At 71.0% G+C, this 23,465-nt stretch carries 22 protein-coding genes; 12 read left to right on the top strand and 10 right to left on the bottom strand.

Annotated elements, in window-relative coordinates; genetic code table 11:
* Nucleotides 1–29: 29 nt before the first annotated feature.
* Nucleotides 30–632: a peptide deformylase gene (gene def / locus Q664_RS31615; protein ID WP_043403901.1), complete on the bottom strand. Its 603-nt coding sequence runs from the start codon at nt 630–632 to the stop codon at nt 30–32.
* Nucleotides 633–793: 161 nt separating this feature from the next.
* Between def and Q664_RS31610 the strand changes: the two genes are divergently transcribed.
* Complete coding sequence (locus tag Q664_RS31610; protein ID WP_152622452.1) at nt 794–1,765, top strand: M28 family peptidase; 972 nt, start codon at nt 794–796, stop codon at nt 1,763–1,765.
* On the opposite strand, the gene Q664_RS31605 is transcribed toward Q664_RS31610, so the two are convergent.
* Both Q664_RS31605 and Q664_RS31600 read right to left on the bottom strand, forming a co-directional pair.
* Complete coding sequence (locus Q664_RS31605) at nt 1,766–2,128, bottom strand: helix-turn-helix transcriptional regulator (protein ID WP_043403897.1); 363 nt, start codon at nt 2,126–2,128, stop codon at nt 1,766–1,768. It abuts the gene before it with no gap.
* Nucleotides 2,129–3,093: 965 nt separating this feature from the next.
* Nucleotides 3,094–3,333 carry a hypothetical protein gene (locus tag Q664_RS31600; RefSeq protein WP_043403895.1) on the bottom strand — a complete coding sequence of 80 codons (240 nt, stop codon included), beginning with the start codon at nt 3,331–3,333 and terminating at the stop codon, nt 3,094–3,096.
* 155 nt (nt 3,334–3,488) lie between these two features.
* On the opposite strand from Q664_RS31600, the gene Q664_RS31595 reads away from it, so the two are divergent.
* A complete protein-coding gene (locus Q664_RS31595; protein ID WP_052518909.1) occupies nt 3,489–4,652 on the top strand; it encodes a cyclic nucleotide-binding domain-containing protein in 1,164 nt (387 codons plus the stop codon).
* A gap of 6 nt (nt 4,653–4,658) precedes the next feature.
* On the opposite strand, the gene Q664_RS31590 is transcribed toward Q664_RS31595, so the two are convergent.
* Entirely contained in the window at nt 4,659–5,252 is a 594-nt protein-coding gene (locus Q664_RS31590) for a chalcone isomerase family protein (RefSeq protein WP_235216951.1), read from the bottom strand.
* A gap of 165 nt (nt 5,253–5,417) precedes the next feature.
* On the opposite strand from Q664_RS31590, the gene Q664_RS31585 reads away from it, so the two are divergent.
* The 6 genes from Q664_RS31585 to Q664_RS31560 all read left to right on the top strand — a co-directional run bounded on the left by Q664_RS31585 (nt 5,418) and on the right by Q664_RS31560 (nt 10,451).
* Nucleotides 5,418–6,779 (top strand): erythromycin esterase family protein, encoded by a 1,362-nt coding sequence (locus Q664_RS31585; protein ID WP_043403892.1) that lies wholly within the window; start codon nt 5,418–5,420, stop codon nt 6,777–6,779.
* Between the two features lie 46 nt (nt 6,780–6,825).
* The gene (locus Q664_RS31580) at nt 6,826–7,608 is read left to right on the top strand and encodes an alpha/beta fold hydrolase (RefSeq protein WP_043403890.1); all 783 of its coding nucleotides are present in this window, start codon (nt 6,826–6,828) and stop codon (nt 7,606–7,608) included.
* A 102-nt stretch (nt 7,609–7,710) separates the two neighbouring features.
* Nucleotides 7,711–8,148: a hypothetical protein gene (locus Q664_RS31575; RefSeq protein ID WP_043403888.1), complete on the top strand. Its 438-nt coding sequence runs from the start codon at nt 7,711–7,713 to the stop codon at nt 8,146–8,148.
* Between the two features lie 78 nt (nt 8,149–8,226).
* Nucleotides 8,227–9,090, top strand: a complete 864-nt coding sequence (locus Q664_RS31570) for a GspE/PulE/PilB domain-containing protein (protein WP_043403886.1) — start codon at nt 8,227–8,229, stop codon at nt 9,088–9,090.
* A 153-nt stretch (nt 9,091–9,243) separates the two neighbouring features.
* Entirely contained in the window at nt 9,244–10,017 is a 774-nt protein-coding gene (locus tag Q664_RS31565) for a hypothetical protein (RefSeq protein ID WP_152622451.1), read from the top strand.
* A 206-nt stretch (nt 10,018–10,223) separates the two neighbouring features.
* Nucleotides 10,224–10,451 carry a hypothetical protein gene (locus Q664_RS31560; RefSeq protein WP_043403883.1) on the top strand — a complete coding sequence of 76 codons (228 nt, stop codon included), beginning with the start codon at nt 10,224–10,226 and terminating at the stop codon, nt 10,449–10,451.
* Between the two features lie 319 nt (nt 10,452–10,770).
* Here Q664_RS31560 and Q664_RS31555 read toward each other — a convergent pair whose 3' ends face one another.
* From Q664_RS31555 to Q664_RS31530, 6 genes are all read right to left on the bottom strand, one after another.
* The gene (locus Q664_RS31555) at nt 10,771–11,568 is read right to left on the bottom strand and encodes a nucleotidyl transferase AbiEii/AbiGii toxin family protein (protein WP_160174541.1); all 798 of its coding nucleotides are present in this window, start codon (nt 11,566–11,568) and stop codon (nt 10,771–10,773) included.
* Entirely contained in the window at nt 11,565–12,236 is a 672-nt protein-coding gene (locus Q664_RS31550) for a hypothetical protein (RefSeq protein WP_052518907.1), read from the bottom strand. Before Q664_RS31550 ends, Q664_RS31555 begins: the two co-directional genes overlap by 4 nt.
* Before the next feature lie 11 nt (nt 12,237–12,247).
* Nucleotides 12,248–12,994 (bottom strand): RNA ligase family protein, encoded by a 747-nt coding sequence (locus tag Q664_RS31545; protein WP_043403880.1) that lies wholly within the window; start codon nt 12,992–12,994, stop codon nt 12,248–12,250.
* A 245-nt stretch (nt 12,995–13,239) separates the two neighbouring features.
* Nucleotides 13,240–15,573 carry an alpha-2-macroglobulin family protein gene (locus Q664_RS31540; RefSeq protein WP_152622450.1) on the bottom strand — a complete coding sequence of 778 codons (2,334 nt, stop codon included), beginning with the start codon at nt 15,571–15,573 and terminating at the stop codon, nt 13,240–13,242.
* Nucleotides 15,570–18,641 carry an MG2 domain-containing protein gene (locus tag Q664_RS31535; protein ID WP_043403876.1) on the bottom strand — a complete coding sequence of 1,024 codons (3,072 nt, stop codon included), beginning with the start codon at nt 18,639–18,641 and terminating at the stop codon, nt 15,570–15,572. The genes Q664_RS31540 and Q664_RS31535 overlap by 4 nt, the downstream gene beginning before the upstream one ends.
* 74 nt (nt 18,642–18,715) lie before the next feature.
* Entirely contained in the window at nt 18,716–19,477 is a 762-nt protein-coding gene (locus Q664_RS31530; protein ID WP_043403874.1) for a GNAT family N-acetyltransferase, read from the bottom strand.
* A 189-nt stretch (nt 19,478–19,666) separates the two neighbouring features.
* On the opposite strand from Q664_RS31530, the gene Q664_RS31525 reads away from it, so the two are divergent.
* Genes Q664_RS31525 through Q664_RS31510 form a run of 4 tightly spaced genes read left to right on the top strand, consistent with a single transcriptional unit; the run spans nt 19,667 to nt 23,461 of the window.
* Nucleotides 19,667–20,137 (top strand): Lrp/AsnC family transcriptional regulator, encoded by a 471-nt coding sequence (locus tag Q664_RS31525; RefSeq protein ID WP_043403872.1) that lies wholly within the window; start codon nt 19,667–19,669, stop codon nt 20,135–20,137.
* Between the two features lie 2 nt (nt 20,138–20,139).
* Nucleotides 20,140–21,357 carry an aminotransferase-like domain-containing protein gene (locus Q664_RS31520; protein WP_043403869.1) on the top strand — a complete coding sequence of 406 codons (1,218 nt, stop codon included), beginning with the start codon at nt 20,140–20,142 and terminating at the stop codon, nt 21,355–21,357.
* A 16-nt stretch (nt 21,358–21,373) separates the two neighbouring features.
* On the top strand, nt 21,374–22,264 hold the full coding sequence (locus tag Q664_RS31515) for an ATP-grasp domain-containing protein (RefSeq protein ID WP_043403866.1): 891 nt from the start codon (nt 21,374–21,376) through the stop codon (nt 22,262–22,264).
* 9 nt (nt 22,265–22,273) lie between these two features.
* Nucleotides 22,274–23,461: a hypothetical protein gene (locus Q664_RS31510; protein ID WP_043403864.1), complete on the top strand. Its 1,188-nt coding sequence runs from the start codon at nt 22,274–22,276 to the stop codon at nt 23,459–23,461.
* Nucleotides 23,462–23,465: the final 4 nt, after the last annotated feature.

Below are 23,465 nucleotides of genomic sequence, written 5' to 3'. Positions count from 1 at the left end.
ACGTATTCATCGCCTCACGGATTTCGGGCTCACCCCTGACGCTCGGACAACCCGAGCACCTGGCGCACCTCGGCCACCTGACGGGAGGCCCAATGACGGCGGTGGTTCTCCAGGGTGGTGAAGCTGCGCGGCTCCATCCGGTCGAGGTAGAGCGTGCCGTCCAGGTGGTCGATTTCATGCTGGAGGATGCGGGCATACCAGCCACGCGCCTGGAGGGTGATGGCCTCGCCGTTCTCGTTGAAGGCCTCCACACGCACGGCGCGGGCCCGCCGCACCAGCGCGGAGAAGCCACTGACGCTCAGGCAGCCCTCGTAGAACTCCACCGGCTCCGGATCCTCCACGGTGAGGCGCGGGTTGATGATGACGTGGAAGTCCACCGGCTCGCGCTCCCGCGCGGCCAGCTCCTCGGGGGAGAGGGCCGCCTGGTACTCGGCCCGGTCCTCGATGACCGCGAGCCGTACGTCCACCCCCACCTGGGGCGCGGCCAGTCCCACTCCCGGCGCGTCCCGCATGGTCTCGCGCATGAGGGTGATGAGTTGCCGCACCGCGGGGCTCGTCATCTCCTCGGGGGTGAGATCTCTCGCGCGCCGGCGCAACACCGGCTCTCCAGCCTGGACGATCTTCAGCATCATGGCCCACGAGGATACGCGGAGTGGTGCGCGTGGGGGCACTCCCGGCACCTCCCCGTGCCCGCTCGTGGACGGGAAGCGCGCCCGCCCCATGGACAGACCCCCGCCCGGCGTGGCTTCGTCCGCTCGTGGATTCCTCGAGGACATCTTGGAAGCGCCCCCTCATGCTCGGGGCGATGGTGGGGCTCGGTGTGATGGGCGCGGCGGCCTCCTGCTGGCTGGGGCGAGCGCCGCCCGAGCCGGTGGCCGCCCCCTGTTCCCCCGCCCAGGTGGACCCCGAGCGGTTGAAGGCCCACGTGCGCACCCTGAGCGAGACCTTCCACCCGAGAGATCACCAGAACCCGGACACCCTCGAGCGCACCGCGGGCTACATCGCCGAGGCGCTGTCCCGCGCGGGCGGGCGCGTGAGCTCGGAGCCCTACACGGCGGGCGGCGCGAGCTACCGCAACGTCATCGCCACCTTCGGCCCGGACAGCGAGGAGCGGCTCGTCATCGGCGCGCACTACGACGCGGCGCGGGGAGCGCCCGGCGCGGACGACAACGCCAGCGGCGTGGCCGGCCTGTTGGAGCTCGCGGTCTGGCTGGGCGAGCACCCGCCGCCCATGCGGGTGGACCTCGTGGGCTACACGCTGGAGGAGCCACCCCATTTCCGCCGGAGCACCATGGGCAGCAAGGTGCACGCGCGGGGGCTGCGCGAGCAGGGCGTGAAGGTGCGCGCGATGATTTCCATCGAGAGCATCGGCTACTTCTCCGACGACCCCGGCAGCCAACGCTACCCGGTGGCCTCGCTGAGGCTGCGCTACCCCACGGAGGGCCACTTCATCGCCGTGGTGGGCCGCACGGATGAGCGCACGCTGGTGGACCGCGTGCACCGGGCCCTGGGGACCGCGAGCGAGCTGCCCGCGGAGTCGCTCGCCGCGCCCCGAGGCCTCGAGGGCGTGGACTTCTCGGATCATGGCAGCTACTGGGACGAGGGATACCCGGCGGTGATGGTCACCGACACCGCCCTCTTCCGCAATCCGCACTACCACACGCCCCAGGACACCTGGGACACGCTCGACTACGCGCGCCTGGCGAAGGTGGTGCGGGGAGTACAGTGCGCCGTCGGGGCCCTCGCCGCGCCGGCAGCACGCTGACTACCTGTTCCCCACGGCGGTGGCCACGGCCGTGAGCGTGCGGAGCGCGGCGGGGGAGAGCGTGCGCACGAGGGACGCGAGGCGGCGCAGCTCGGGTGACGGTTCCGGCACGGGCAGGCCGGCGAGGGCTTCACGCTCGGCGGGATCGAGCCCCAGGAGCACATCCGAGGAGACGCCCAGGGTGGCGCACAGGCGGCACAGCGTGGGGACACTGGGAAGCATCTGTCCGCGCTCGATGCGGCCATAGACGGCGGGGGCGATTCCTACCTGCGAGGCGACCTCGGCCTGCGTGAGCCCGGATTGCTCCCGGGAGACCAGGAGCGCACCGCCCAGCATCCGCTTCAATTTGCCGATGTCGTCCATGAGAGCGGATACTACCTCGGAAAACGGCCCGCAGGGAGTAACTTCCCAGGTCGATACGCCGCGCGGAGCCCCCGCCCGTCCTCAATCGCGAGTTGGCTCGCAGGGCCAGAGTTGCTTGGAGGGGTATTGAGTGCATTGCCGGCCCGGGCCGCAGACATCTTGCGCATCCGGTCCGCATGTCCGCCGACATCCACCCCGGAAGCACATGGAGCCCTCGGGGCAGGGGTGAGAGCCATCACAGGGGGTTACGCACTCCATGGTGGCGTGCCAGACCTCCTCCTCAGGCGTGTAGCTGACGACCTTGCATTGTTGTCCTTCGGGACAGGAACGCCGCCGGCAGTTCTCGCCGATGACGACCATGCATTGAGCATCGTCAGTGCCTGCCCCCACACACTCCTGTCCTTCAGGACAATCACCACCTTTGCAGAAGGGCTGGCAGGAAGGGGCCTCTGGATCCGGCCGGCAAACGAACCCCTCAGGGCAGCTCGAAGGCACATCCAACTGGCAGGGGCGGCCGCAAGAACTACCGCCGCACAGCAGGCCCTGTTCACACGCGGCTTCCTTCTCTCTTGCATTGTCGAAGCAGGGTTGCCCCTCCTTTCGAATCCCGATGAGGACACACCGGCGCACCAATGGGCCATTTCCTGGCGCCTGCCGGGTCCGGCAGGTGAATCCCTGCTTGCATTGCAGGTCCGTCATGCACGAACTGTCGACACAGACGCGTTGCCGCCCAGGCGCGAGGGACAGGCACGCCAACGGAGGATCGCAGTCCTTCGAGTCCTGGCAGGAACGTCCGTAGGTCAGAAGCGCGCCTCTTTCATCCCGAGCGAGAATGGGAACGAGCTTCGCACCTTGTGGAGTGATGGCCTGTACAGGCTGATTCTGCAGCCAGGCGCCACAGTGGTCGAGCATGAACGGCAGAGGAAGCAGCAAACCCACTGTGACACCCAGGATCGTACGCCACTTCATTTGCATTCCCAGTGGCACGTGGTTCGTTGATTCTCATCATCACAAACCCTCGTCAGTTCCCTGGGCTTGGTACATGGCACGGGCTCTCCCAACTCCCGCTTCCGCTCGTCCCGCTGCTCCTCCATGTCCTCGGCCATGGCGTCGTCCAGAGTGCCCCGCTTCCCGTAGGTCTCCGGACATCCCGTCCCCATGAATCCCGCCAGCAGCGCGATACCCAGCACGAACGGCCAACGCATGAAGCCCCCTCCTCGGTGGTGAGCTGAGCCACAGCATAACCCATGGGGACACGACGCTCCCGTGTCGCGGGCCAACACCACTGTGGCTTTACCCGGCCCTCCATCTCGTCGATCATGCGGTCGCGTCGTACCCGCGCACCCGTCTGGAGGTCCCCGTGGCACACCCCACCGACAACATCCTCCAGGGCAGGCCCGAGCAGGCCCTCGCCGACTACCGCAAGGCCGTGGAGCTCAACCCCCATGACTCCGCCGCCCGCCTCAAGGTGGCCGAGCTCCTCGCCCAGCTCGGACACCCGCAGGAGGCCGTCCGCGAGCTCCACTCCCTCGCCATCCGCTACGCCACCGAGGGCAACACCCTCCACGCCATCGCCGCCTGCAAGCTCATCCTCGCGCTCGAGCCCCAGCACGCGGAGACCCCGGAGCACCTCGCCAGTCTGATCGCCATGCGGAGCGCCGAGGAGCACCCGCGGCCCGACGAACCCGAGCCGCCCGGCACGCCGCTGTTCTCCAGGCTCCCCAAGGACGTGTTCCTCGCGCTGCTCGAGCTGCTGGAGATGCGCCGCGTGAACGGAGGCGAGCACATCATCACCGAGGGTGAACGGGGCCGCTCCATGTTCATGCTCGTGACGGGCACGGTGCGCGTGGTGCACACGCCCAGGAACGCTCCACCCCGCACCCTCGCCGAGCTGACCGAAGGCTCCTTCTTCGGCGAGCTGGGACTCATCTCCGACGCGCCCCGCACGGCCAGCGTCATCTCCCTCCGCGACTGCACCCTGCTGGAGGTGACGCGCGACATGCTCGCCCAGCTCGGCGCCCGCTTCCCCACCTTCGAGCGGATGGTGCAGCGGTTCTACAAGGACCGGCTGCTGAACAACCTGCTCGAATCCAACCCCGTCTTCCAGCCGCTCTCCGACGAGCAGAAGCGCACCATCGCCCAGCGCTTCCAGACGCTCACCGTGGAGCCCGGCACCGTGCTGCTCCAGCAGGGCCAGCGCAGCCAGGCGCTCCACCTGCTGCTGCGCGGACGCTGCTCCGTGGTGCACCAGGTTCCCGACGGCGGCGAGCGTCCCTACCCCGACATGACCGAGGGCGCCCTCTTCGGGGAGATCTCCCTGCTGTTGGATCTGCGCGTCACCGCCACCGTGCGCGCCGCCACCTCGTGCCTGCTGCTGGTGCTGGATCAGGAGACCGTCAAGGAGCGGGTGCTCACCCACCCCGAGGTCCGCCGCGCGCTCACCCACCTCAGCCGCGAGCGCCTGGACCGGACCGCGGCCATGCTCGCCGAGGGCGCCGAGGTCCGGGGCTCCTACCTCATCTGAGCGCGGCTAGCGCTCGTAGATGGGGTTCTCCGACAGCCACGCGTCGAAGAGCGCGTCCGCGAAGGCCTTGCCGGGAATCGTCGCGCCCTGGCTGCCCTCGCCGGAGATGAGCAATCCCTGGTCCGGCAGATAGGTGATGAGCAGGGTGTCGCCCCTGCGCACGCCCTTGAGCGACTGGAGGAGCATCTCCGATTGACGCTTCATCTCCGGAGAGCGCAGCGCCCGGCTGTTGGAGAGGAAGGCGCGGAAGGCATCCGCCAACTGCTCGCGCTTGATGCTCCGCCGGAAGTGGAGCTGCAACTGCTTGGGTCCCTGGAAGGCGATGGCCTGCTGGGTGGAGGCCGGCTTCTGCTCCAGGTAGAGGCCCCAGACGTAGAGCTCGAAGAAGAGCTTCTTCTTGAGCTCCACATGCTCCAACAGGAGCTCCTTGCCCTGGAGCGAGATGGCATCCGGCAGCCGGACTCCCGCCAGCACCTTCGCCTGGGCCGTGCCCACCATGAGTGTCATGGCCAGCACCAGCCACCGCGCCCCCCGCCAACACCTCCCCGCCGACACCGTCCTGTTCTCTCGCTTGGGCTCCATGTCGTCGAAGGTGTTCATGCCCTCCAGGGTCGGCCAGCCTGCTTATTCCTGAGTTGAAAGAGAGCGCCTGCCCGCTTGCCTGGAGGGGGCCAGATGGGAAGCGGGAGTGCCTTCCCGTCCGTCAACCCTCCGGCTTGTCGGGGCCGCGTGGGCAGCTCCGGGCCGCCTGCCCACCTTCACTGCATGAATCCGTTCGATGAAGACAGACCCGGCGTGCAGGAGCTCCGTCCAGAGCTGCTCGATGGAGTGCGCACCGCGGCCATCCCCTTGAAGGATGACGACTCGGACTTCGACGCGCTCCTGGAAGGCATCGGTGACGCGCGCTTCGTCCTGCTGGGCGAGGCCACCCATGGAACCCACGAGTTCTACAGGGCCCGCGCCGCGCTCACCCGCCGGCTCATCGTCGAGCGGGGCTTCAGCGCGGTGGCGGTGGAGGCGGACTGGCCGGACGCGCTGCGGCTCAACCAGTACGTGCACGGCCAGGGCCCGGACACGGATGCACGGCGGGCACTCGACGGCTTCGAGCGCTTCCCCCGGTGGATGTGGCGCAACCAGGAGGTGCGGGAGCTGGTGGAGTGGATGCGCGCGCACAACGCCGCGCGCGGGAAGGACGCGCCCCGGGTGGGCTTCTACGGGCTGGACCTCTACAGCCTGCACGCCTCCATGCGCGAGGTGATCCGCTACCTGGAGACGAGAGATCCCAAGGCGGCCGAACAGGCCCGGCACCGCTACGCCTGCTTCGACCGCTACGGCACGGACCCCCAGGCCTACGGCCACGCCACGGCGTATGGCTACGCGGACACCTGCTCGGAGGAAGTCCTCGAGCAGTTGCTGGACCTGCGCCGGCGCGACGTGGAGGGAGCACTCGAGCAGGACGCGCTCTTCCACGCGGAGCAGAACGCCCGGCTGGCGCGCGACGCGGAGGCCTACTACCGCACCCTGTTCGCCGGGCGCGACGAGTCGTGGAACCTGCGCGATACCCACATGGCGGACACCGCGGACGCCCTGGCCGAGTACCTCGGCCGCCGCTACGGCAACCCCGCGCGCATGGTCATCTGGGCGCACAACTCGCACCTGGGCGATGCCCGCGCCACGCAGATGGGGGACCAGGGCGAGCTGAACCTGGGCCAGTTGATGCGCGAGCGCCATGGCCGGGAGACGTACAACGTGGGCTTCACCACGTACTCGGGCACCGTCATCGCCGCGCGGGAGTGGGACATGCCGGGCCTGAGACGGCGGGTGCGGCCCGCGCTGGGAGGCAGCTACGAGGCGCTCTTCCACGAGGTGGGCCTGCCCGGCTTCCTCCTGCGGATGGAGGACCTGGGCGAGGCGGGCTCGGGCCTGCGCGAGCGGCGCCTGGAGCGCGCCATCGGCGTCATCTACGCACCCCACAGCGAGCGCCACAGCCACTACTTCCACGCGGACCTGCCGGCGCAGTTCGACGCGGTGCTGCACTATGACCTCACCAGCGCGCTGCACCCGCTGGACCGCGACGCCGGCCACGAGGAGGAGGATGCCGCGGACACCTGGCCCTTCGGGATGTGAGCGAAGGCGCTGCGTGGCGGAGGCGCTCGGGATATAGGAGGCAACCGTGATTCTCGAGAGCTTCCAGGTGGGAGAGGGGCAGCGGCCCACGGTGCTGCTGCATGGTTTCCTCGGCACGGGGCGCAACCTGCGCTCGCTGGCCACGGCATGGAGCGAGGCGGACAAGAGCCGCCGCTTCCTCCTGCTGGACATGACGGGACATGGCGCCTCGCCACGGCTGCCGCCCGGGGCCACCCTGGCCACGGTGGCCGGAGACGTGCTGGAGACGGCGCGCGCGGCCGGGCTGCGAGGGCCGTTGGAGCTGGTGGGGCACTCGCTGGGAGGGCGCGTGTCGCTCGCCGCGAGCCTGCGCTCCCCCGCCGACGTGGCGAGCGTGACGCTGCTGGACATCACCCCCAGCCCCATCCCCACCCAGCTGTCGGAGAGCGGCAAGGTGTTGGAGATCCTCCGGGCCGCGCCACCCAGCGCGCCGGATCGCCGGACGATGCGCACGGAGCTGACGGGACGCGGGCTGTCCGGCCCCCTGTCGGACTGGCTCCTCATGAACCTGGAGCCGGCACCGGACGGCACGGTGCGCTGGCGCTTCGACCGCGAGTCGCTCGCCGAGTTCCACGGGCGGGTGAATGGCGAGGACCTGTGGGCCGCGCTGACGCGCCCGGGCGCGAAGGTGCGCTGCATCCGCGGCGGCCGGGCCCACTACGTCTCCGACGCGGACCTGGCGCGGATGGAGTCCCTGGGCTGCCCGGTGGCCACCCTTCCCGACGCGGGCCACTTCGTCCACGTGGACGCCCCGGAAGCCCTGCTGCGCTGGCTCGCCTCGGAGCCCTGACCCGGAGCCCTGACACGAGGCGCCGTCACGTCCGGGAATTGATTCCTCCATCTTCCTTGGCAGCCCTCTCCGGCTGCACTGGACCCGACAGGAGGAGCACCCATGGACGCCACGATGGAAACCGCACCCGTACACGTCATCCCCGAGACCCGCGCCGAGCCCGTCGTCCCCAACATGTTCGAGTTGTTGGGCCGGGGCGTCTCCATCCACTTCTCGACCACCAGCTTCACCGGCGAGCCCCGGCTGCACTACCAGGACTCCTGCCGGGAGGTGAACGCGAGCGGCGAGGAGATCCGCCAGGAGCAGACGGAGCTCGGCACGTTGGTGACCATCACGCTCGAGCCGGACGCGGATGCCGGCTCGCTCCTCTTCACCGTGGTGATTCCGAGGGCCCGCGTCGATGGTCCCGAGCGGGAGGTGCGCCTCGAGACGCAGGGCTTCCTCACCCGCAGCCGGTTCTCCCGGCTCCCCACCGACGCCCAGTTGCAGACGTACATCGCCGTCCCGCTCCGGGGCCGGGCCTCCCAGGTCGACTTCTGACCGGAGGGCAGCCGGCGAGACGGGGGCTCGTCCGGATGCCCATCGCCGGGCTCGGGCCGCATGGCAACGGTTACAGCCATGCAGCTCGGGTCCAAGCGCATGCTCGGCGAAATCCTGATGGAGCTGGGGCTCATCGACCGGGCCCAGCTCCGCCTCGGGCTGGTGCACCACCACGAGACCCGGGTTCCGCTCGGACGGGCGCTGGTGCGCGAAGGGCTGTGCACCGAGGACGAGGTTCTCCGCGCCCTCTCCCTTCAGCTCGGCCTGCCCGCCATCGACCTGGATCGCGAGCCGCTGGATCCCAAGCTCACCCGGTTGGTGCCCAAGCGCATCGCCCAGAAATACCGGGTGGTGCCGCTGCGGCTCGAGAAGGGCGAGCGCGTGGTGCTGCACGTCGCCCTGCCCGCTCCGGCCTCGCTCGAGGCGTTGGACGCGGTGCGAGCGGTCTCCGGCAAGCCCCGTGTCGAGCCGCACCTCGCGTCGGACACGGCGCTGGGCCACGCGCTCGCCGCGCTGTATGGCCTCCAGGACGACGTCACGGAGCCGGCCTTTGGCACCACGGGCTCTTCGGGTCCGGACTCGCCACTGCTGCTCTACGCGTGGCCTCCCGTCACCGCCACCCTCATCACGCGAGCGCTCGCGCGGCACGGATTGCGCTCCAAGGTCGCCACTCCGCTGGAGGTCATGCACTCGACGTCCTCGGACATCGTGTTCGCCCCGGTGCAGGCCATGGAGGGGCTGCTGGCGGGGGAAGCGCGCATCGCGGGAGCATTGCTCCTCTCCGGCAGCTCCACGGACGAGGACCTCGAGCGGGCCCATCAGATTGGAGCGAAGGGCTACGTCGCCAACCCGCTGGACGGCGAGCTGCTGCTGCGCGCCATCCGCCGGCTGCGCTCCACGCCCGGTGACACGTCGCAGCCCCTGTCGGGCCCGAACGGCTGAACCCCCGTGCGGTGGACGGTTGGCAACGGGTGTATGTCCGGGCCCGGCCCGGTCACGGACTGGGGACCCCACCCCGGGCATGGCTATCGGGTCCGCGCTGGCATCCGGTAGAGTCCGGCGCATCCGATGAATCCTGTCCATGTGAGGGGGAAGATGAATCCGAAGTCGGCAGTCGCCAGTGGGATGCTCACGATGGTGTTGCTCGGCGGTTGCCCGAACCCGAGCCGCTCGCAGCTCCAGGAGCAGCCGGCACCGCCCGCCGCTCCGGCGATGAAGAGCACCCCGGCGGCGCTGTCGTCCACGCCGGCACCGGCGCCCGGAAAGCCCGTGACCGAGGGCCGCCTCATCGACTCGGGATTGATCATCGAGACCTTCGCGACGCGGTTCGGGAAGAAGGATCTCAAGCAGGTTCCGTCGGAGGTCATCGACACCGGCATCTTCCGGTACGTGCCCTACCTCACGTACGAGACGTCCCGGGGCGAGCTCAACATCTACGGAGACCCCCAGCACCCTGCGGGCGTGGAGATCGGCATCTACGCGGGCAAGACGAGCACCAAGGAGGAGCTGCGCAACCTGATGGCTGGACTGCTCCAGCAGGCCGCGGACCGGGATCTGGTGCACAGCCTGTCGCTCGATGAAGACAAGCTGGAGCGAGCGGGCCTCACGTTCGAGGTCACTCCACCCACCGCGGATGAGAGCTACGGAGGCTGGTGGATCTCCATCTATGACGCAGCCGCCATCGACAGGGCCCGGGCCTCCGATGCCGAGCTGAAGACGATCGCCGTGGACGCGCCCCCGCAGAAGGACGAGCCGCCGGCGGAGCCGAAGAAGCCACCGCGCAAGAGCAAGAACGCGGACACGTCGGATCGCGTCTACATCCCGGACTACAGCCGCGAGGAAGGCACGTACGTCCGTCCGCCGCTGTAAGCCGCCCACACGAACGCCAGTACAAACACCCGCGCCACCACCCCTCGCCCATTTCCCCTCTCCCCTCGGGAGAGGGACGGGGTGAGGGTATCGAAGCTCCCGGGTTCCCACCGCTCGCCCGAGTGCCCGAGCGCCGAGCCTTGTCCCCATTGCCGGAGGTGAAGACCGTTCAAGGAGCGGCGGCTCCCAGGCCGCGGGAGGCCCACATGATCCATCTCCGCGCACTGCACGCATTCCTGTGGTCGCTCTTCATCACCCCGGCGCTGGCGCTCGCCCAGTCGGCCGAGCCCATCGCGCCCTATGAGGTCTACGACTCCACCCGCTGGGGACTGGGCTGGCTGTGGCTCGCGGTGCTCGCGGTCATCATCGTCGCGCTGGTGGCCTGGGGCTTGTCTCGGGACAGGACGCACCGGGGTCCGCCATTGCCCCATTGATGCGTAGTCTTGAGCCAGACCTCGAGAACGGATCGCCAGGGAGGCGGCAATGGGACAAGGCAGCGGTGGAGGCAAGGGACAGGGAAGCAGCCAGGGCAGCAGTGGTCAGAGCGGCAGCGGGCAGAGTGGTGGTAACTGGCCGAGCACGACGGGTAACCCCTCGGGAGGCGGCCGAGGAAACGCGCCCCCGAAGAAGTAGTCCGTGACACCTACTGTACTGGGAGCCGTTGACGCGTCCTGAGTAGACCCGTCCTGGCCTGCCCCCTCCCCCTCCTGACAATCCACCGCCAGCTCTTCGTGCGGCGCCTCGGGTACTGAATCACGGGCTGGACCGACCCGCCTGGGCGGCCTCCCAGGTGGGCCGGAGCGCCGTGGCGACCGCCGCCACCACCTCGGCCAGGGCCTCGGGACGACCCTCGGGCTGACCGTGGCGATACCGCGCCCACTTCTCGTTGCTCCAGGGACTCCGGCCGAACTCCCCCGCCATCAGCCGCTCCATCAGTTCCAGCGAGTCCCCGCGTGACTCGAACGCCAGCCGCAGCGCCCGGGGCAGCAGGGCCACGTCCAGCGGCGCGTACCGGGTGAGCAGGTACACGTCGAAGAGATCCTTGGGACGGAAGCGGCCCTTTCCCCGCTCGAAGAGGCCGTGCACCTTCCAACCGAGCAGCGTCTCCGGCCGGCACGCGAGCACCCGCGCCGCCTGGGCTTCCCCGACCTCGTACTCCGTCCACGCGGGCCCCGGGTCCATGGGGTCACCGAAGCCCGTGTCGATGCGCAGCTCGAAGCTCCCGTCCACGCCGGGCAGCCGCGTCTCCACGAAGACCCGCACGCCCGGGAACGCCGTCTCCGCCCAGATGACCTCGGACTTCAGTGCACCAAAGGAGAATCCATCCTCCACCCCGGCCCGGAGGACGGACTCCAACCGCTTCACGGTATCCGCCGCGTCGAAGGGAAACAGGGCGAGGAAGTCCAGGTCCTCCACCGGACGCGGCACCGGACCGCTCCACAGCCGCATCATCAGCCCGCCGCGCAGGACGAACGACTCCCGCTCCGGGGACAGCGCGAGGCGGCGAAGCACCGCCGCCCCGGCGCGAAGTGGCAACTCATGGGCACTCACGTCACGTCTCCCAGCCAGCCCCGGTCCAGCCCGCGGTTGGAGTCGTACACCGTCCACTCGCGCATCCGCTGCGTCAGCTTCAGCCCCATCGCCGCCAGGTCGTCCAGCAGCGCGGTGAAGCGCGCGTCCGCGTTCGCACGGCCCAGGCCGTACACCCGGAGCGTCACGAAGCGCTCGGACGCACCGTCCTCCCGCACCTTCCGAGCGTTGCGCGACAGGTGCGCGCCATGGGTCTCACAGCGGGCCCGCAGCATGTCCAGGTCCGTGTGTCCGGAGGGCAGCAGCACCTTCACGTGGAACTCGAAGTAGTTCGCGGGCTGGGCCCGTGCCGTCGCATCGTCCTCGGGGATGTCCCGGTTCTTGCCCAGGGCCTCGAGCTTCAGGCGCTTCACGTCGAAGCCCTCGGCGGCCAGGGCACGCGCCATGGCCCGAGCCTCCTCGAGCGCATGCGGGAGCGTGCCGTGGTGGTACGAGGCCGTCATGGGCTGGAAGGGCTCGGCGCCCCGGCCCAGCTCGATGAAGATGCACTTCACCGAGGCCGCGTCGCAGAACGCGCGGAAGCGCCGCAGGTCGTCCTCGGAGCGCGCGGCGACGGTGATGTGCGCCTCGAAGGCGCCCCCCTGGCTCTCGGTCTTGAACGGGTTCCCGGTGACGATCGAGCCAGACACGGCGGCGCCTCCTACGGCTGCGGCGCCTCGGGGCGCCAGTTCCACACGGCGGCCCTCCCTGTGTTCTCCGGCAGGAGGCTGCCATCTACCTTTTCCGGCCGTACATACTTGGCGAGGAACTCCACCCTGACAGCGTCGCCCTCTCGCCGCTCCACCCGCCAGACAGCCCCCTCCACCGGGTCCACGGCCCCATGGAAGCCGCCCGCCTGGAGCCACTCCATCACCGCGGGAATTCCCAGGGGCCCGCCCTCGTGGATCAACCCTGGCATCACGAAGCCACCCGCCCGGACGCGCTCGGTAACGGCGTGCCACGGCAGCCGCTCCCCGTCCCGCATCAGGTCGAAGGCGACGAAGGGCTCATGCGGCAGCACGTAGCGGGTGCCGTGCGCGAGGGCCAGCCACTCGCCCACGAGCCGCTCTCCGGGTTGGAGCACGGCCAGGAAACGCTCCGCGTGCACGGCGACCCAGTCCGCCCAGAGCCGGCGGGCCTCATTGGGAGATTGCGACGCCAGACGTCCCTCTCGGCCCAGGGCGAGCAGGGAGTCCCCTACACGGGCCGCGGCCACGCACGAGCCGTCGAGCTTCTCCAGCACCACGATGTGGTCTCGCGCGTCGCGGGCGCGCTCGGTGCAGATGCGCGCGAGCGCGGGGGAGAGGTGGCGATCCGCCGGCCCGGTGCGTGAGCCCGGGAGGTGGGGAATCGAGCCATAGGCCTTGCGGCCAAGCGGACGGAAATCAGGAGCGGGACGCGGTTCCACCGGCGCAAGGGTAGCACCGATGCCGGGCCGTCCCGGTACGAGCCGATGGTCGTGTCTGGGATATCGGTCGTGGGATCCGCATCCCTCCACCGTGTGTCGGCCCTTTGTCACACAGCTCTCTCGGGTGCATGTGAAAAGCAACCTGGGGAGCTCGATACCCTCACCCCGTCCCTCTCCCAGGGGGAGAGGGGATCTTGAGGGAGATTGGCTCGGCGCGCCGCCTTGATTCAGCGCGCCGCCCTGGTTCAGCGCACTGCCCAGGTGGCCGGGGGCACGTGGAAGACCAGCTCCGGCCGTTCCACCGGCGTCAGGCTCGACGCCCCCGCCTGCAGCGTACCCGCCAGTGTCGGCACCACCCGGAACCGCGCACTGAAGGGCTCGGCCGCGCCTCGCGGCGGTAGCGTGAGGCTCACCGCCCCATCCTCCACCTCGTAGGACGTCACCTTCCCCTCGTTCACCAGCGCGTCCAGGCTCGCCCGGTCCACCTGCACCCCCGCCGGCAGTCCCTGACGCAGCGTCAGCGACATCCCCGCGGGCGAAGCCGCCTGCACCGTCACCTCCGCCGGCATCCCCACCTTCACCTCCGCCGGGCCCTTCACCGCGAGCTCCAACCCCTTCCCCGTCTCGCTCGCGCGCCACGGCACGTAGGCCCCCAGCGTGAGGGAGAAGCCCAGCCCCGGCACCGCCGGCTCCGCGCGCACCACCCACGTGTGCTTGCCCGCCGAGCCCGTGGCCGCCCCCTCCAGCGCGAGCACCTCCCGCAGCGCCTTCGCGTCGAACGTCCCCTCCGTCACCACCTTGCCGTCCCGCTCCAGCACCACGCTCACCTGGGACGGCAGCGGCTCCTTGAAGAGCGCCAGCGCCGCCCGCAGGCCCACGAGGTTCGCGCGCCCGTCACCCCAGCCCCGCTCGGGCCGGTAGTCCGCGAGCAGCGAGGTGCCCAGGTCCGCCAGCGGCGCCTCCTTGTCGTCCACGAGCGCCAGCACCGCGAGCGCCGTCGCCTCCGTCTCCGAGGGGACGACCCCGTCCGCGCGCACCACGCCCGGGCCCACCGGCAGGAAGGCCGAGCCGTCCGGCCGCTTCTGGACGGCCTCCCGCACCTGCTTGCGCAGCGTGTCCCGCACCGTGCCGGACACGCCCCCGCTGGCCAGCACCGCCGCCGCCGTGTAGCCGTCCTGCACCCGCGCCACGTAGCGCTCGAAGGCGCCCGCCACGCGCGCGCCAAAGGCCGAGGCCCTCCGGCGTCCCGCGTCCGAGCCCGTCCCGGCACGCACCGCCCGGGCACAGTCCGCCGTGGCCACCAGCAGCCGCTGCAACGTCCACCCGTCCGCGCCCTGGCATGTCCCATCGGGCCTCTGCGCCGAGGCCACCTGGCCCGACAGACGCTCGCCCAGACGCGCCAGCACCGGGTTGTCCGGGTGCGCCAGCGCCGCCTCCGCCAACAGCGCCGCCGAGGCCACGTCCGGCGCACGGCCCGCACGCAACACCCGCTGCCCGGCCAGCGCCGACATGCGCTTCAGCGACTCCGCGTCCGCCGTGCCTCCCAGCGACGTCAGCAACTCCGGCGCGCGGCCGGCGAGCTGCAGCGCGTAGGCATCCTCGGCCACGCCCCCGCGCCCGAATGCCGCGCTCAGCTCCGAGCGCAACACGCCCAGCGCCCCCGGGAAGACGAGCAACCGCACCCGCTCGCTGCCGGCCACCGCGTTCTCGGGGCCCACCAGCTCCAGCGTGCGCGGCGCCGCCAGGGTGCCTCCGTGCGTCTCCACCACCGGCCGGCCCGTGGGCCACACATCGAATGTACGCACCACCGAGTCCGTGCCACCCAGCGAGGCCCGCAGCGTCACCGGCCCCGGCTGCGCCGCTCGCACCGTCACGTACTCCACCACGCTGCCCGCCGCCGGCACCATCACCGTGCGCGAGCCCCCCTCCACCGACGCTCCCTGCGCCTCCACCTTCAGCGGGCGCGTCACCGGCGAGCCCGTCGTGTTCACCACCTGCACCGGCACGCGCACCACATCCCCCGCGCGCAGGAAGGGCGGCAGCACCGGGTCCACGTAGGTGGGCAGCGTGCCCGCGAAGCTGCTCACCGCCCCGGCCTGCGCTCCCGAGCGCGAGTGCGCCAGCGCCAGCACCCGCCAGTTCGTCAGCCGGTCCGGTACCTTCACCGGCACCGATGCCAGGCCGGACGCATCCGTCACCACCAGCGGCTCGAAGAGGAACGTCTCGGGGAACCAGGCCCGTCCCGGCGTGGCGGGCGCCTCGGCCATGGGTGGAGGCGGCGGTGCTCCCGGTGCATCCTCCCTCATCGCCACTTTCTTCCCTCCACCTCCCCTGGCTGACCCGACCCCCCCCATCGCGGACTGGACGGGGGCGGCCATCGGCGGCGCCTCCGCCTCCTCCATCTCATCCGCGTCATTCTGGCCGAAGGTCTGGAGGCTCTTCCTCGCGAGCATCCGGTCATCCCCACCCGCCAGCGCGTACGCGGGAGCGGACTCGTAGCGCGCCAGGCCTCGCACGCACGTGTTCAGCGCGAAGCCCGCGACGAGGCACACCCCACCCACTGCGACGTAGCGCTTCATGGCGCCTCCCGGGCGACCCACGCGCCCCAGTTCTCGACGTCCTCGGGCAACCGCGTGCCATTCACCACCACCGCCCGTGGGTCGGTGAGCGCGAGCAGCTCCTGCGGCAACCGCGACAGCTTCAACCGGCGGCCGTAGGCGTCCGTCACCGCCTCGCCGCGCTTCTCACAGGCCTCGAGCGCCTTCTCCCACAGCTTCGCCATCCCCGCCGACGAGAGCGTCTCGTCCTTGGGCGCCGACTCCTCCCAGGTGCGCGCCTGCACCGTCAGCTCCGACAGCACCCGGTAGAAGGGCTCGGTCAGCTCCACGTCCGGCTCGAAGGGAGTCGACACCTGGAGCGACACCCGCCGCTCACCGCCATCCCGCGACGGCAGGCCCGACACCCGCAGCAGCGTGGCCGCCGCCGCGTTGGCCCCCCGGATGCGGCCCATCGCGAGCGCCGTCCCATCCAGCACGTTGAAAGCCGGCGAGGACACCGTGGGCACCGGACGCATGCCGTCCAGCGCTCCCGTCCCCGGCAGCGGAACGAGCTGCGACAGGCTCTCGTCCACACCGAAGAGGCCCACCGCCGCCGGGCCGTCCTGGCCGTCCACCCGCGTGTGCACCTGGAGGTGCGCCAGCTCACCGGGCGCGTAGGCCTTCTTGTCCGGCGTCACCTCGAGCGCCAGCTGCGCGCGCGGCGCCACGTACACCCGGGCCACCGCGCCCGCCCAGTTCGCCTCGGCCCACCCATCGAAGTCCTCGGGCAGACGGAAGCGCGCCGCCTTGTTCTCCACCTTCGCCTTCAGCTTCTTCTCCCCGGCCATGAGGATGAGCTCCTCGGGCAGCTCCCCGTGGAAGTCCGGGCCGCGCAACAGCTCGAGGCGCACCTCGTCCCCTCCACGCGCCAGCACCGGCGTGGCCCTCAGACGCGCGGGCGGCAACCGCGCCGGGTGCACCACCCACTTCGTCGAGCCCAGTTCCTCCTTGTCCGCCTTCGCGCTCACCCTCAGCTCGTAGCCGAGCATCGTCGTCTCCTGGGCCACCGCTCCGTCGGAGCCGCTCCCCGTGGGCTCGGCGGTGAAGCGCACCACGCCCATGGCACTCCCGGGCTCGGCGCCCAGCACCAGCCGGGAGAAGCGGGACTGGATGCAGGACAGGTGGGCCGCGGGCAGCATGTCCTCCTCCGGGGGCAGGGACGACCAGCCCACCTCCACCTCGCGCTGCTTCGGACGCGTGCGCCAGGTGAGCGCGGACGGAAGCGCCGCGGACAGCGACAAGTTCGCGGGCAGGCACTCGCGCGCATCGAGCGCCGCGGCCCGCAGCGTCTCCTCCAACTCCTCGCTGGCACCGGTGACGTCGAGCACCTCGAACTCGAGCGAGGGCAGCCCCGGGTCGCGCACGTCCAGGGTGAGCCCCAGCATCCGCTCGCGGCCGGACGGCAGCGAGCGCGCCCGCACCACCGAGGCGAGGCAGGAACCCAGCGGCGAGCCATCCGACACCACATCCACCACCGAGCCTCCCGAGGCCACGCGCACCCCCAGCGTCACCTGGGTGGAGCCCGAGTCGGGCGACACGAAGCGCGCACAGGGACGCAGGGATTCCAGCCACCGCTCCAGCGCGAGCTGATCCTCCAGCGCGGGCGAGCCATCGTCCGAGAGGAGATTCCGCACCGAGCCCAACCCCACCGGAGGCGGCGGAGGCCTGCGGCGCACCGGCATGGCGGGAAGGACGACGTTGACGGGAGGGCCCGGGTCGAGTTGGAAGGAGGCCACGCCGTCCTCGTCCGTCACCGCGCGCACGCCCTCGTCCCGCGGGTCCCACGCGCGCTTCACGGTGAGCTCCGCGCCGGGCAGCAACTGGCCATCCGCGGTGGTGGCGCGCAGGTAGACGCGGTTGCTGTAGCCGTCCGCCAGTCCATCCGACAGCTCCGTCACGGCCGACACGGAGAGCGCGTCCTCGGCGAGCAGCACCGAGGCGCCGCCCTGCACCTGGTCTCCCGCGGGATCCGTGGCGGACAGCCACGCGGAGAGGGTCGCCTGGCCGCGCAGGTCATACGGCACACGCCGCAGGGTGAGCCGGAAACGTCCCGAGGCATCCGTGCGCGCCTTCTGGGGCAGCGCGTCCTTCGCCTTCGCGTCGAACCACTCGAGTGGAGCCGGCCACCCGCTCGAGACAGACCAGGAGACGTTCACGGCCGCGTCCGCCACCGGCGCGCCCGAGCTGTAGACGACGCGGCCCTCGACGGTGGGGGACTCCCCCACGCGCCAGAAGGGCTTCGTGCTGACGGCCTCCACGCGGAAGCGCGGCAGGGTGAAGGGCTTCACCTGGAAGGTGGCCACGCCCGAGGCCTCACCGCTCGTCCAGCGAGCCGTCCAGGTGCCGGTGGGTGCACCGCGGTCGAGCGGGAAGTCCCCGGCCACCACGCCCCACGGGCCCGCGGGCATGCGCTGCTCCAGCACCACCTCGCCGGAGGGGTCGGTGACGAACCACGTGCCCGGGCGTCCGTCGATGGGCGCGAGGTCCTTGGCGCGCAGCACCACGGCGCGGAAGCGGACCTGGTGGCCGGGCTCGTAGAGGGGCCGGTCGGTGAGGACGTGGACGCGGGCGGGAGCGTAGAGGGCCAGCGGCGCGTCCACGGTGCCGGTGCCGAGCGGCGTGGTGACACGGGCGCGCAGCGTGTAGTCCCCATCCGGCAGCGCGGGCAGCTTCACCCGGGCGACCCGGGCGAAGTCGGAGTCCCGCTGCTCCCAGCTCTTCTCGGGAGCGAGGGGTGACTCCTTGCCCCCGGCATCCACGAGGAAGAGCGAGGCCTCCAGGCGCCGCACCGGGGCGTTCAGCAGTATCTGGGCGTCGGTGATGCCGTGGGCCTCGGCCGACACCTGGACGGAGCCCGTGGCCTCCCGGGCGAGCCCATCGGCGCGCAGGCCCAACGTCTGCCGGAAGTCTCCGTCCGGACAGCGGTACACCTTCACACCCTGGAAGGCCCACGCGGACACGCACACGTCCGAGGTGGCCCACCTCACGAGCCCCACGACGACCACCGCGGCGATGCCGAGGGCGACCCGGCGGTTGAAACGGATGTTCATCAGCTCTCCCCGGCCAGCACTCTATGCCGGAGCGGGCCTTCCGCGCCTCCTCCCTCCTACCGATGCGAGCCGCCTCACGGCCCGGGCAGCACGCACGTCACCTGCTCGAGCTCGCCCCACACGCGGAAGCCCGCGCGCGCGTAGATGCGCTCCGCCTCGGGATTGGACACCTGGAGGAAGAGCGGCACCATGGCCCTGCGCTGTATCCAGGTGATCAACGCCGACGCCAGGCCGCGCCGACGATGCCTGGGGCGCGTCGCCACCTCCTGGACCAGCGCACAGCCCTCCCCCTCCTGCAGGGCCGCCATCGCCGCCGGCACGCCGTCCACCCGGGCGAGGTAGTAGTGCGACGCGGGACCAGGCACCAACCGCTCCAGGTAGCGCACCAGCCAACCGCGTTCCTCCCAGCCGCAGGCTTCTCCCTGAATCTCCGCCAGGGACGCGAGGGTCTCCGGGCCCGCGACCTCCAGCGTCACGCCCGAGAACAACACTGGAAGCGGACGGGAGGTGACCGGAGCCCAGTGCATGAGGCGCATCACCTGCGCGTCCTTCTGGAAGCCCCGGGCCACCAGCCGCTCCACCACGTCTCCAGGTGCGCTCAGGTCATCCACCCGCACGCGCGGCACGAGCTCCCGTGCCCGGTAGAGCGCCACCACCTCTTCGATGGCGGCCTCCGGCTCCTCCGCTCGCAGCCAGCGCGCGGTGTTCGCATCCCAGTGGCCGGGATTTCCCACCTCGTGGACGAAATATCCCCACGGTCGCGCCTCGACGGTCGCGAAGCGCCGGGCCAGCGTCAGATCGAGTCCCAGCAACTGCTGACGGAAGGCGGAATCCATGGCTGCGCTCCTCGGGGCCCACGGGCGCGAGACGTGCATTGCCAACAGAGGAGGCCCCCCGTGTTCGTGACGCCCCGGTGGAAGAGGCTCGCCCGCCTGCCTGCCGCCCTCTTGCACCGTCACCGAGAGACATATACCTTATAGGCATCAAGTCACTGGGACTTATAAAAATAAGGTCGCTGACCCGCCATGGATGAACTGGACCACCGCCTCGTCGATCTGCTGCAGCGAGATGGGCGAGCCACGCAGCTGGAGCTCTCCCGCTCGGTGGGTCTGTCCCAGCCGGCGGTGGCCGAGCGCATCCGCAAGCTCGAGGAGCGGGGGGTCATCACCGGCTACACGGCGCGCGTGGACGCGTCGAAGCTGGGCAAGGACATCACCGCCTTCATCGGCGTGAGCATCGAGCACCCCAAGTACTTCGAGGGGTTCGCCCGCAAGGTGCTGGCCATGCCCGAGGTGCTCGAGGCGCACCGCGTCGCCGGCCAGGACTCGTACATCCTCAAGGTGCGCACCCGGAACACGAAGACGCTCGACTCCCTGCTCGTGGAGACGCTGCGGACCATCTCCGGCGTCACGCGCACGCACACCACCATCGTTCTGACATCCATCAAGGAGGAGACGTACATCCACGTCTCCCCCGAAGAGCTGAAAGGAGCCTGACCATGACCGCGGCCACCCCCATTATCGCTCCTCCGCCGTTCCCGCTGGCCCAGCGCATGTCGCGGGTCAAGGCCTCCGCCGTGCGGGAGATCCTCAAGGTGGCCGAGCGTCCGGACGTGCTCTCCTTCGCTGGAGGGCTGCCGGCGCCCGAGCTCTTCCCGGTGGAGGCCATCGCCCAGGCGCACGCCGAGGTCTTCGCCGAGGAAGGCCGCGCGGCGCTCCAGTACAGCACCACCGAGGGCTACGGCCCGCTGCGTGAGTGGATCTGCTCGCACCTGGGCGGCCAGGGCCTGCACGCGGCCACGGACCAGGTGCTCATCACCAGCGGCTCGCAGCAGGGCATCGACCTGGTGGCCAAGGTGATGCTCGACCCGGGTGACGTGGTGGTGGTGGAGAATCCCAGCTACCTGGCCGCGCTGCAGACGTTCAGCGGGTACGAGGTCTCCTACTCCGTCGTGGGCAGCGACCGGGACGGCATGCGCGTGGACGAGCTGGAGTCGCTGCTGCACACCGTGGGCCGCAAGCCCAAGCTCATCTACCTGGTCCCCAACTTCCAGAATCCCAAGGGCACCACCCTGTCGCTGGAGCGCCGGCAGGCCCTGGTGCGCTTCGCCCAGCGCCACCGCATCCTCATCCTCGAGGACAACCCCTACGGCGAGCTGCGCTTCCGGGGCGAGCACCTGCCGTCGCTGGCCTCGCTCGACACCGAGGGCGTGGTCGTCACCCTGGGGACGTTCTCCAAGACGCTGGCCCCCGGGCTGCGCATCGGCTGGGCCGTGGGTCCGCGGGAGATCATCCGCGCCCTCACCGTCGTCAAGCAGTCGGCGGACCTGCACACCGCCACGGTCGCGCAGCGCGCCACGGCGCGGCTGCTGTCGAGCTTCGACTACAACGCCAACCTGGAGAAGCTGCGCGCCGTCTACGGCGACCGGTGCCAGGTGATGCTCGCCGCGCTGGAGAAGCACATGCCCGAGGGCACCCGGTGGACGGAGCCGGACGGCGGCATGTTCCTGTGGGTGGAGCTGCCGCGGGGCATGAGCGCGGATGCCCTCTTCCCCCTGGCGCTCGAGAAGCGCGTCGCCTTCGTGCCCGGTGCCTCCTTCTTCGCGGGCGAGCCTCGCACGGAGTTCATGCGGCTGAACTTCTCCAACCGTCCGCCGGAGCTCATCGAGGAAGGCATGCGCCGGCTCGGTGCGGTCATCTCCGCCGCCCGGAGTTGAGGTATCTCCCGCGGCCATGTCCGTGAATGAGAATGCCTACGACGTCGCGCTCGTCACCGCGTCCACCTTCCCCGAGTGCCTGCCCGACGAGCATCTGCTCGCCCAGGCACTCGCCGCGAGGGGCCTGAAGGCCGGGCCCGTCATCTGGGACGACCCGGCCGTGGACTGGAGCCGCTTCCGGCTCGCGCTCATCCGTACCGCCTGGGACTCGGATGCGCGCCGGGAGGAGTTCGTGTCCTGGGCCGAGCGCGCCGGTGCCCGCTGCCCGCTGTGGAATCCGCCCGAGGTGCTCCGCTGGAACACGCACAAGGGCTACCTGCGCGAGCTCGCGGAGCGCGGCATCGCCACCGTGCCCACCGCCTGGCTGGAGCGCGGCTCGCGGCCGGACGTGAAGGCGCTGCTCGCGGAGCGCGGCTGGGCTGACGCGGTGGTGAAGCCCGCGGTGTCCGCGGGCGCGCGGGACACGCTGCGCGTCCGGAAGCCCGAGGAGCTCCCCGCCGCCCAGGCGCTGGTGGAGCGTGTCCTCCCCCACAAGGACATGATGGTGCAGCCCTACCTGCCCTCGGTGGAGGGCCATGGCGAGCGCTCCATCCTCTTCCTGGGCGGTGAGCACACCCACGCCATCAAGCGGCAACCGGCCCTCTCGGGCAACCCGGGCTACGACGCCACCGCCGCCGAGCCCGCCCCGTCCTCCGAGGACGAGCGCGCCTTCGCCCGCCAGGTGCTCGCCGCCACCGGCTTCGAGCTGCTCTACGCCCGGGTGGACGTGGCGCGGGACGAGCACGGCGGGCTGCTGCTGATGGAGCTGGAAATCACCGAGCCCAACCTCTTCCTGCGGCAGGGCGGACCCCGGGCGGTGGACACGCTGGCGGACGCGATCGTCCACAAGGCGCGCGGGATGGCTTAGCCTGCGGCCATGCCGCCTCCGGAGAAGAAGCCCCGAGCCCCGCAGGACACGCTGCCTCCCCGGCTGAAGACGCTGCTGGAGGAGCTCACCCACCGCGCGCTGGCCTCACGGCTGGAGCGCGTGTACCGGGCCGCGGCGCTGGCCATCGACCGGCTGGGGCACCTCAACATCGTCAAGTACGAGCCCACCACCCTGGAGGAGACGGAGGGGGCGGACCTGTCGCTGTGGGAGACGATGGCCCCGGCCATCCGGGACACGGTGATGGACGTGAACGCCCTGGTGTCGGCCATCCACGAGGCCTTCCCCTCCTCGGTGGAGGCCGCGCGCGACGGTGCGTGGGAGCCTCCCCCCGCGGGCGTGGACGAGCGGCTGTCGCGGGAGGTGGAGGTGGTGCTGGGCGCGTGCGCGGGGCGGCTCTCGCGGCGCGTGGCGGACCTGGGCCAGCGGGTGCGGCGGCCCGAGGTGGTGAGCGACCGTTGGGCGCTGATGGCGGAGCTGCAGTCGTTCCGCGCGGACTTCCGCGCGCAGATGGGAGACCTCGTGTACCTCACGGCGGCGGCCTTCGCGGACGTGCGGCGCGAGGACGTGGTGCCGGGCTACCAGGGGCAGGTGGCGGCGGCGGCCGCGCTGCGTGGCGGGGTGGCGGAATTGCGGCGCTCGCTGCAGTCACGGCTGGAGAAGGCGGCCACCGCGCCCCCACGGGAGGGGCCGGGGCTGGCGCGGCGGCTGGAGGAGATGCTCGCGGCCTTCGCGGGGATGAACACCTCGCTGACGATGAAGACGCGGGACAAGCGCCTGGTGGTGGAGGTGCGCGAGCGGCTGCGCGCGCTGGCCTCGCTGCCGGAGGTGCCCGCGGAGGAGCTGCGGACGCTCGTGGAGCCCTTCCTCGGAGAGCTGGGACGGGTGGGCGCGGAGCTGACGCAGCGCACGCTGACGGCGCACGACCGGGCGGTGTGGGCGGCGTGCGGGGCACGGCTGGAGCAGGCGGCGATGCACCTGTTCCTGGGCTCGCCGGGCGCCGAGCGCGTCATCCGCGAGGCGGTGGATGTCTCTGGAGCGCTCTACGGCCGGGCGCCGGTGTTCGACGCCTTCCTGCGCAAGGCGCGCCTGGGCCTCGAGCAGTCCGTGGAGGAAGCGGAGCTGCGCGAGACGCTGGAGGTGTTCCGGGAGCGTCTCGCGGCCCTGCCCTTCACCTGAGGCG

It is taken from the genome of Archangium violaceum Cb vi76 (assembly GCF_000733295.1).
GTDB classification, from domain to species: domain Bacteria; phylum Myxococcota; class Myxococcia; order Myxococcales; family Myxococcaceae; genus Archangium; species Archangium violaceum.
The sequence above is the reverse complement of the archived record's forward strand: the minus strand, read 5'-3'. Positions and strand labels throughout refer to the sequence as shown.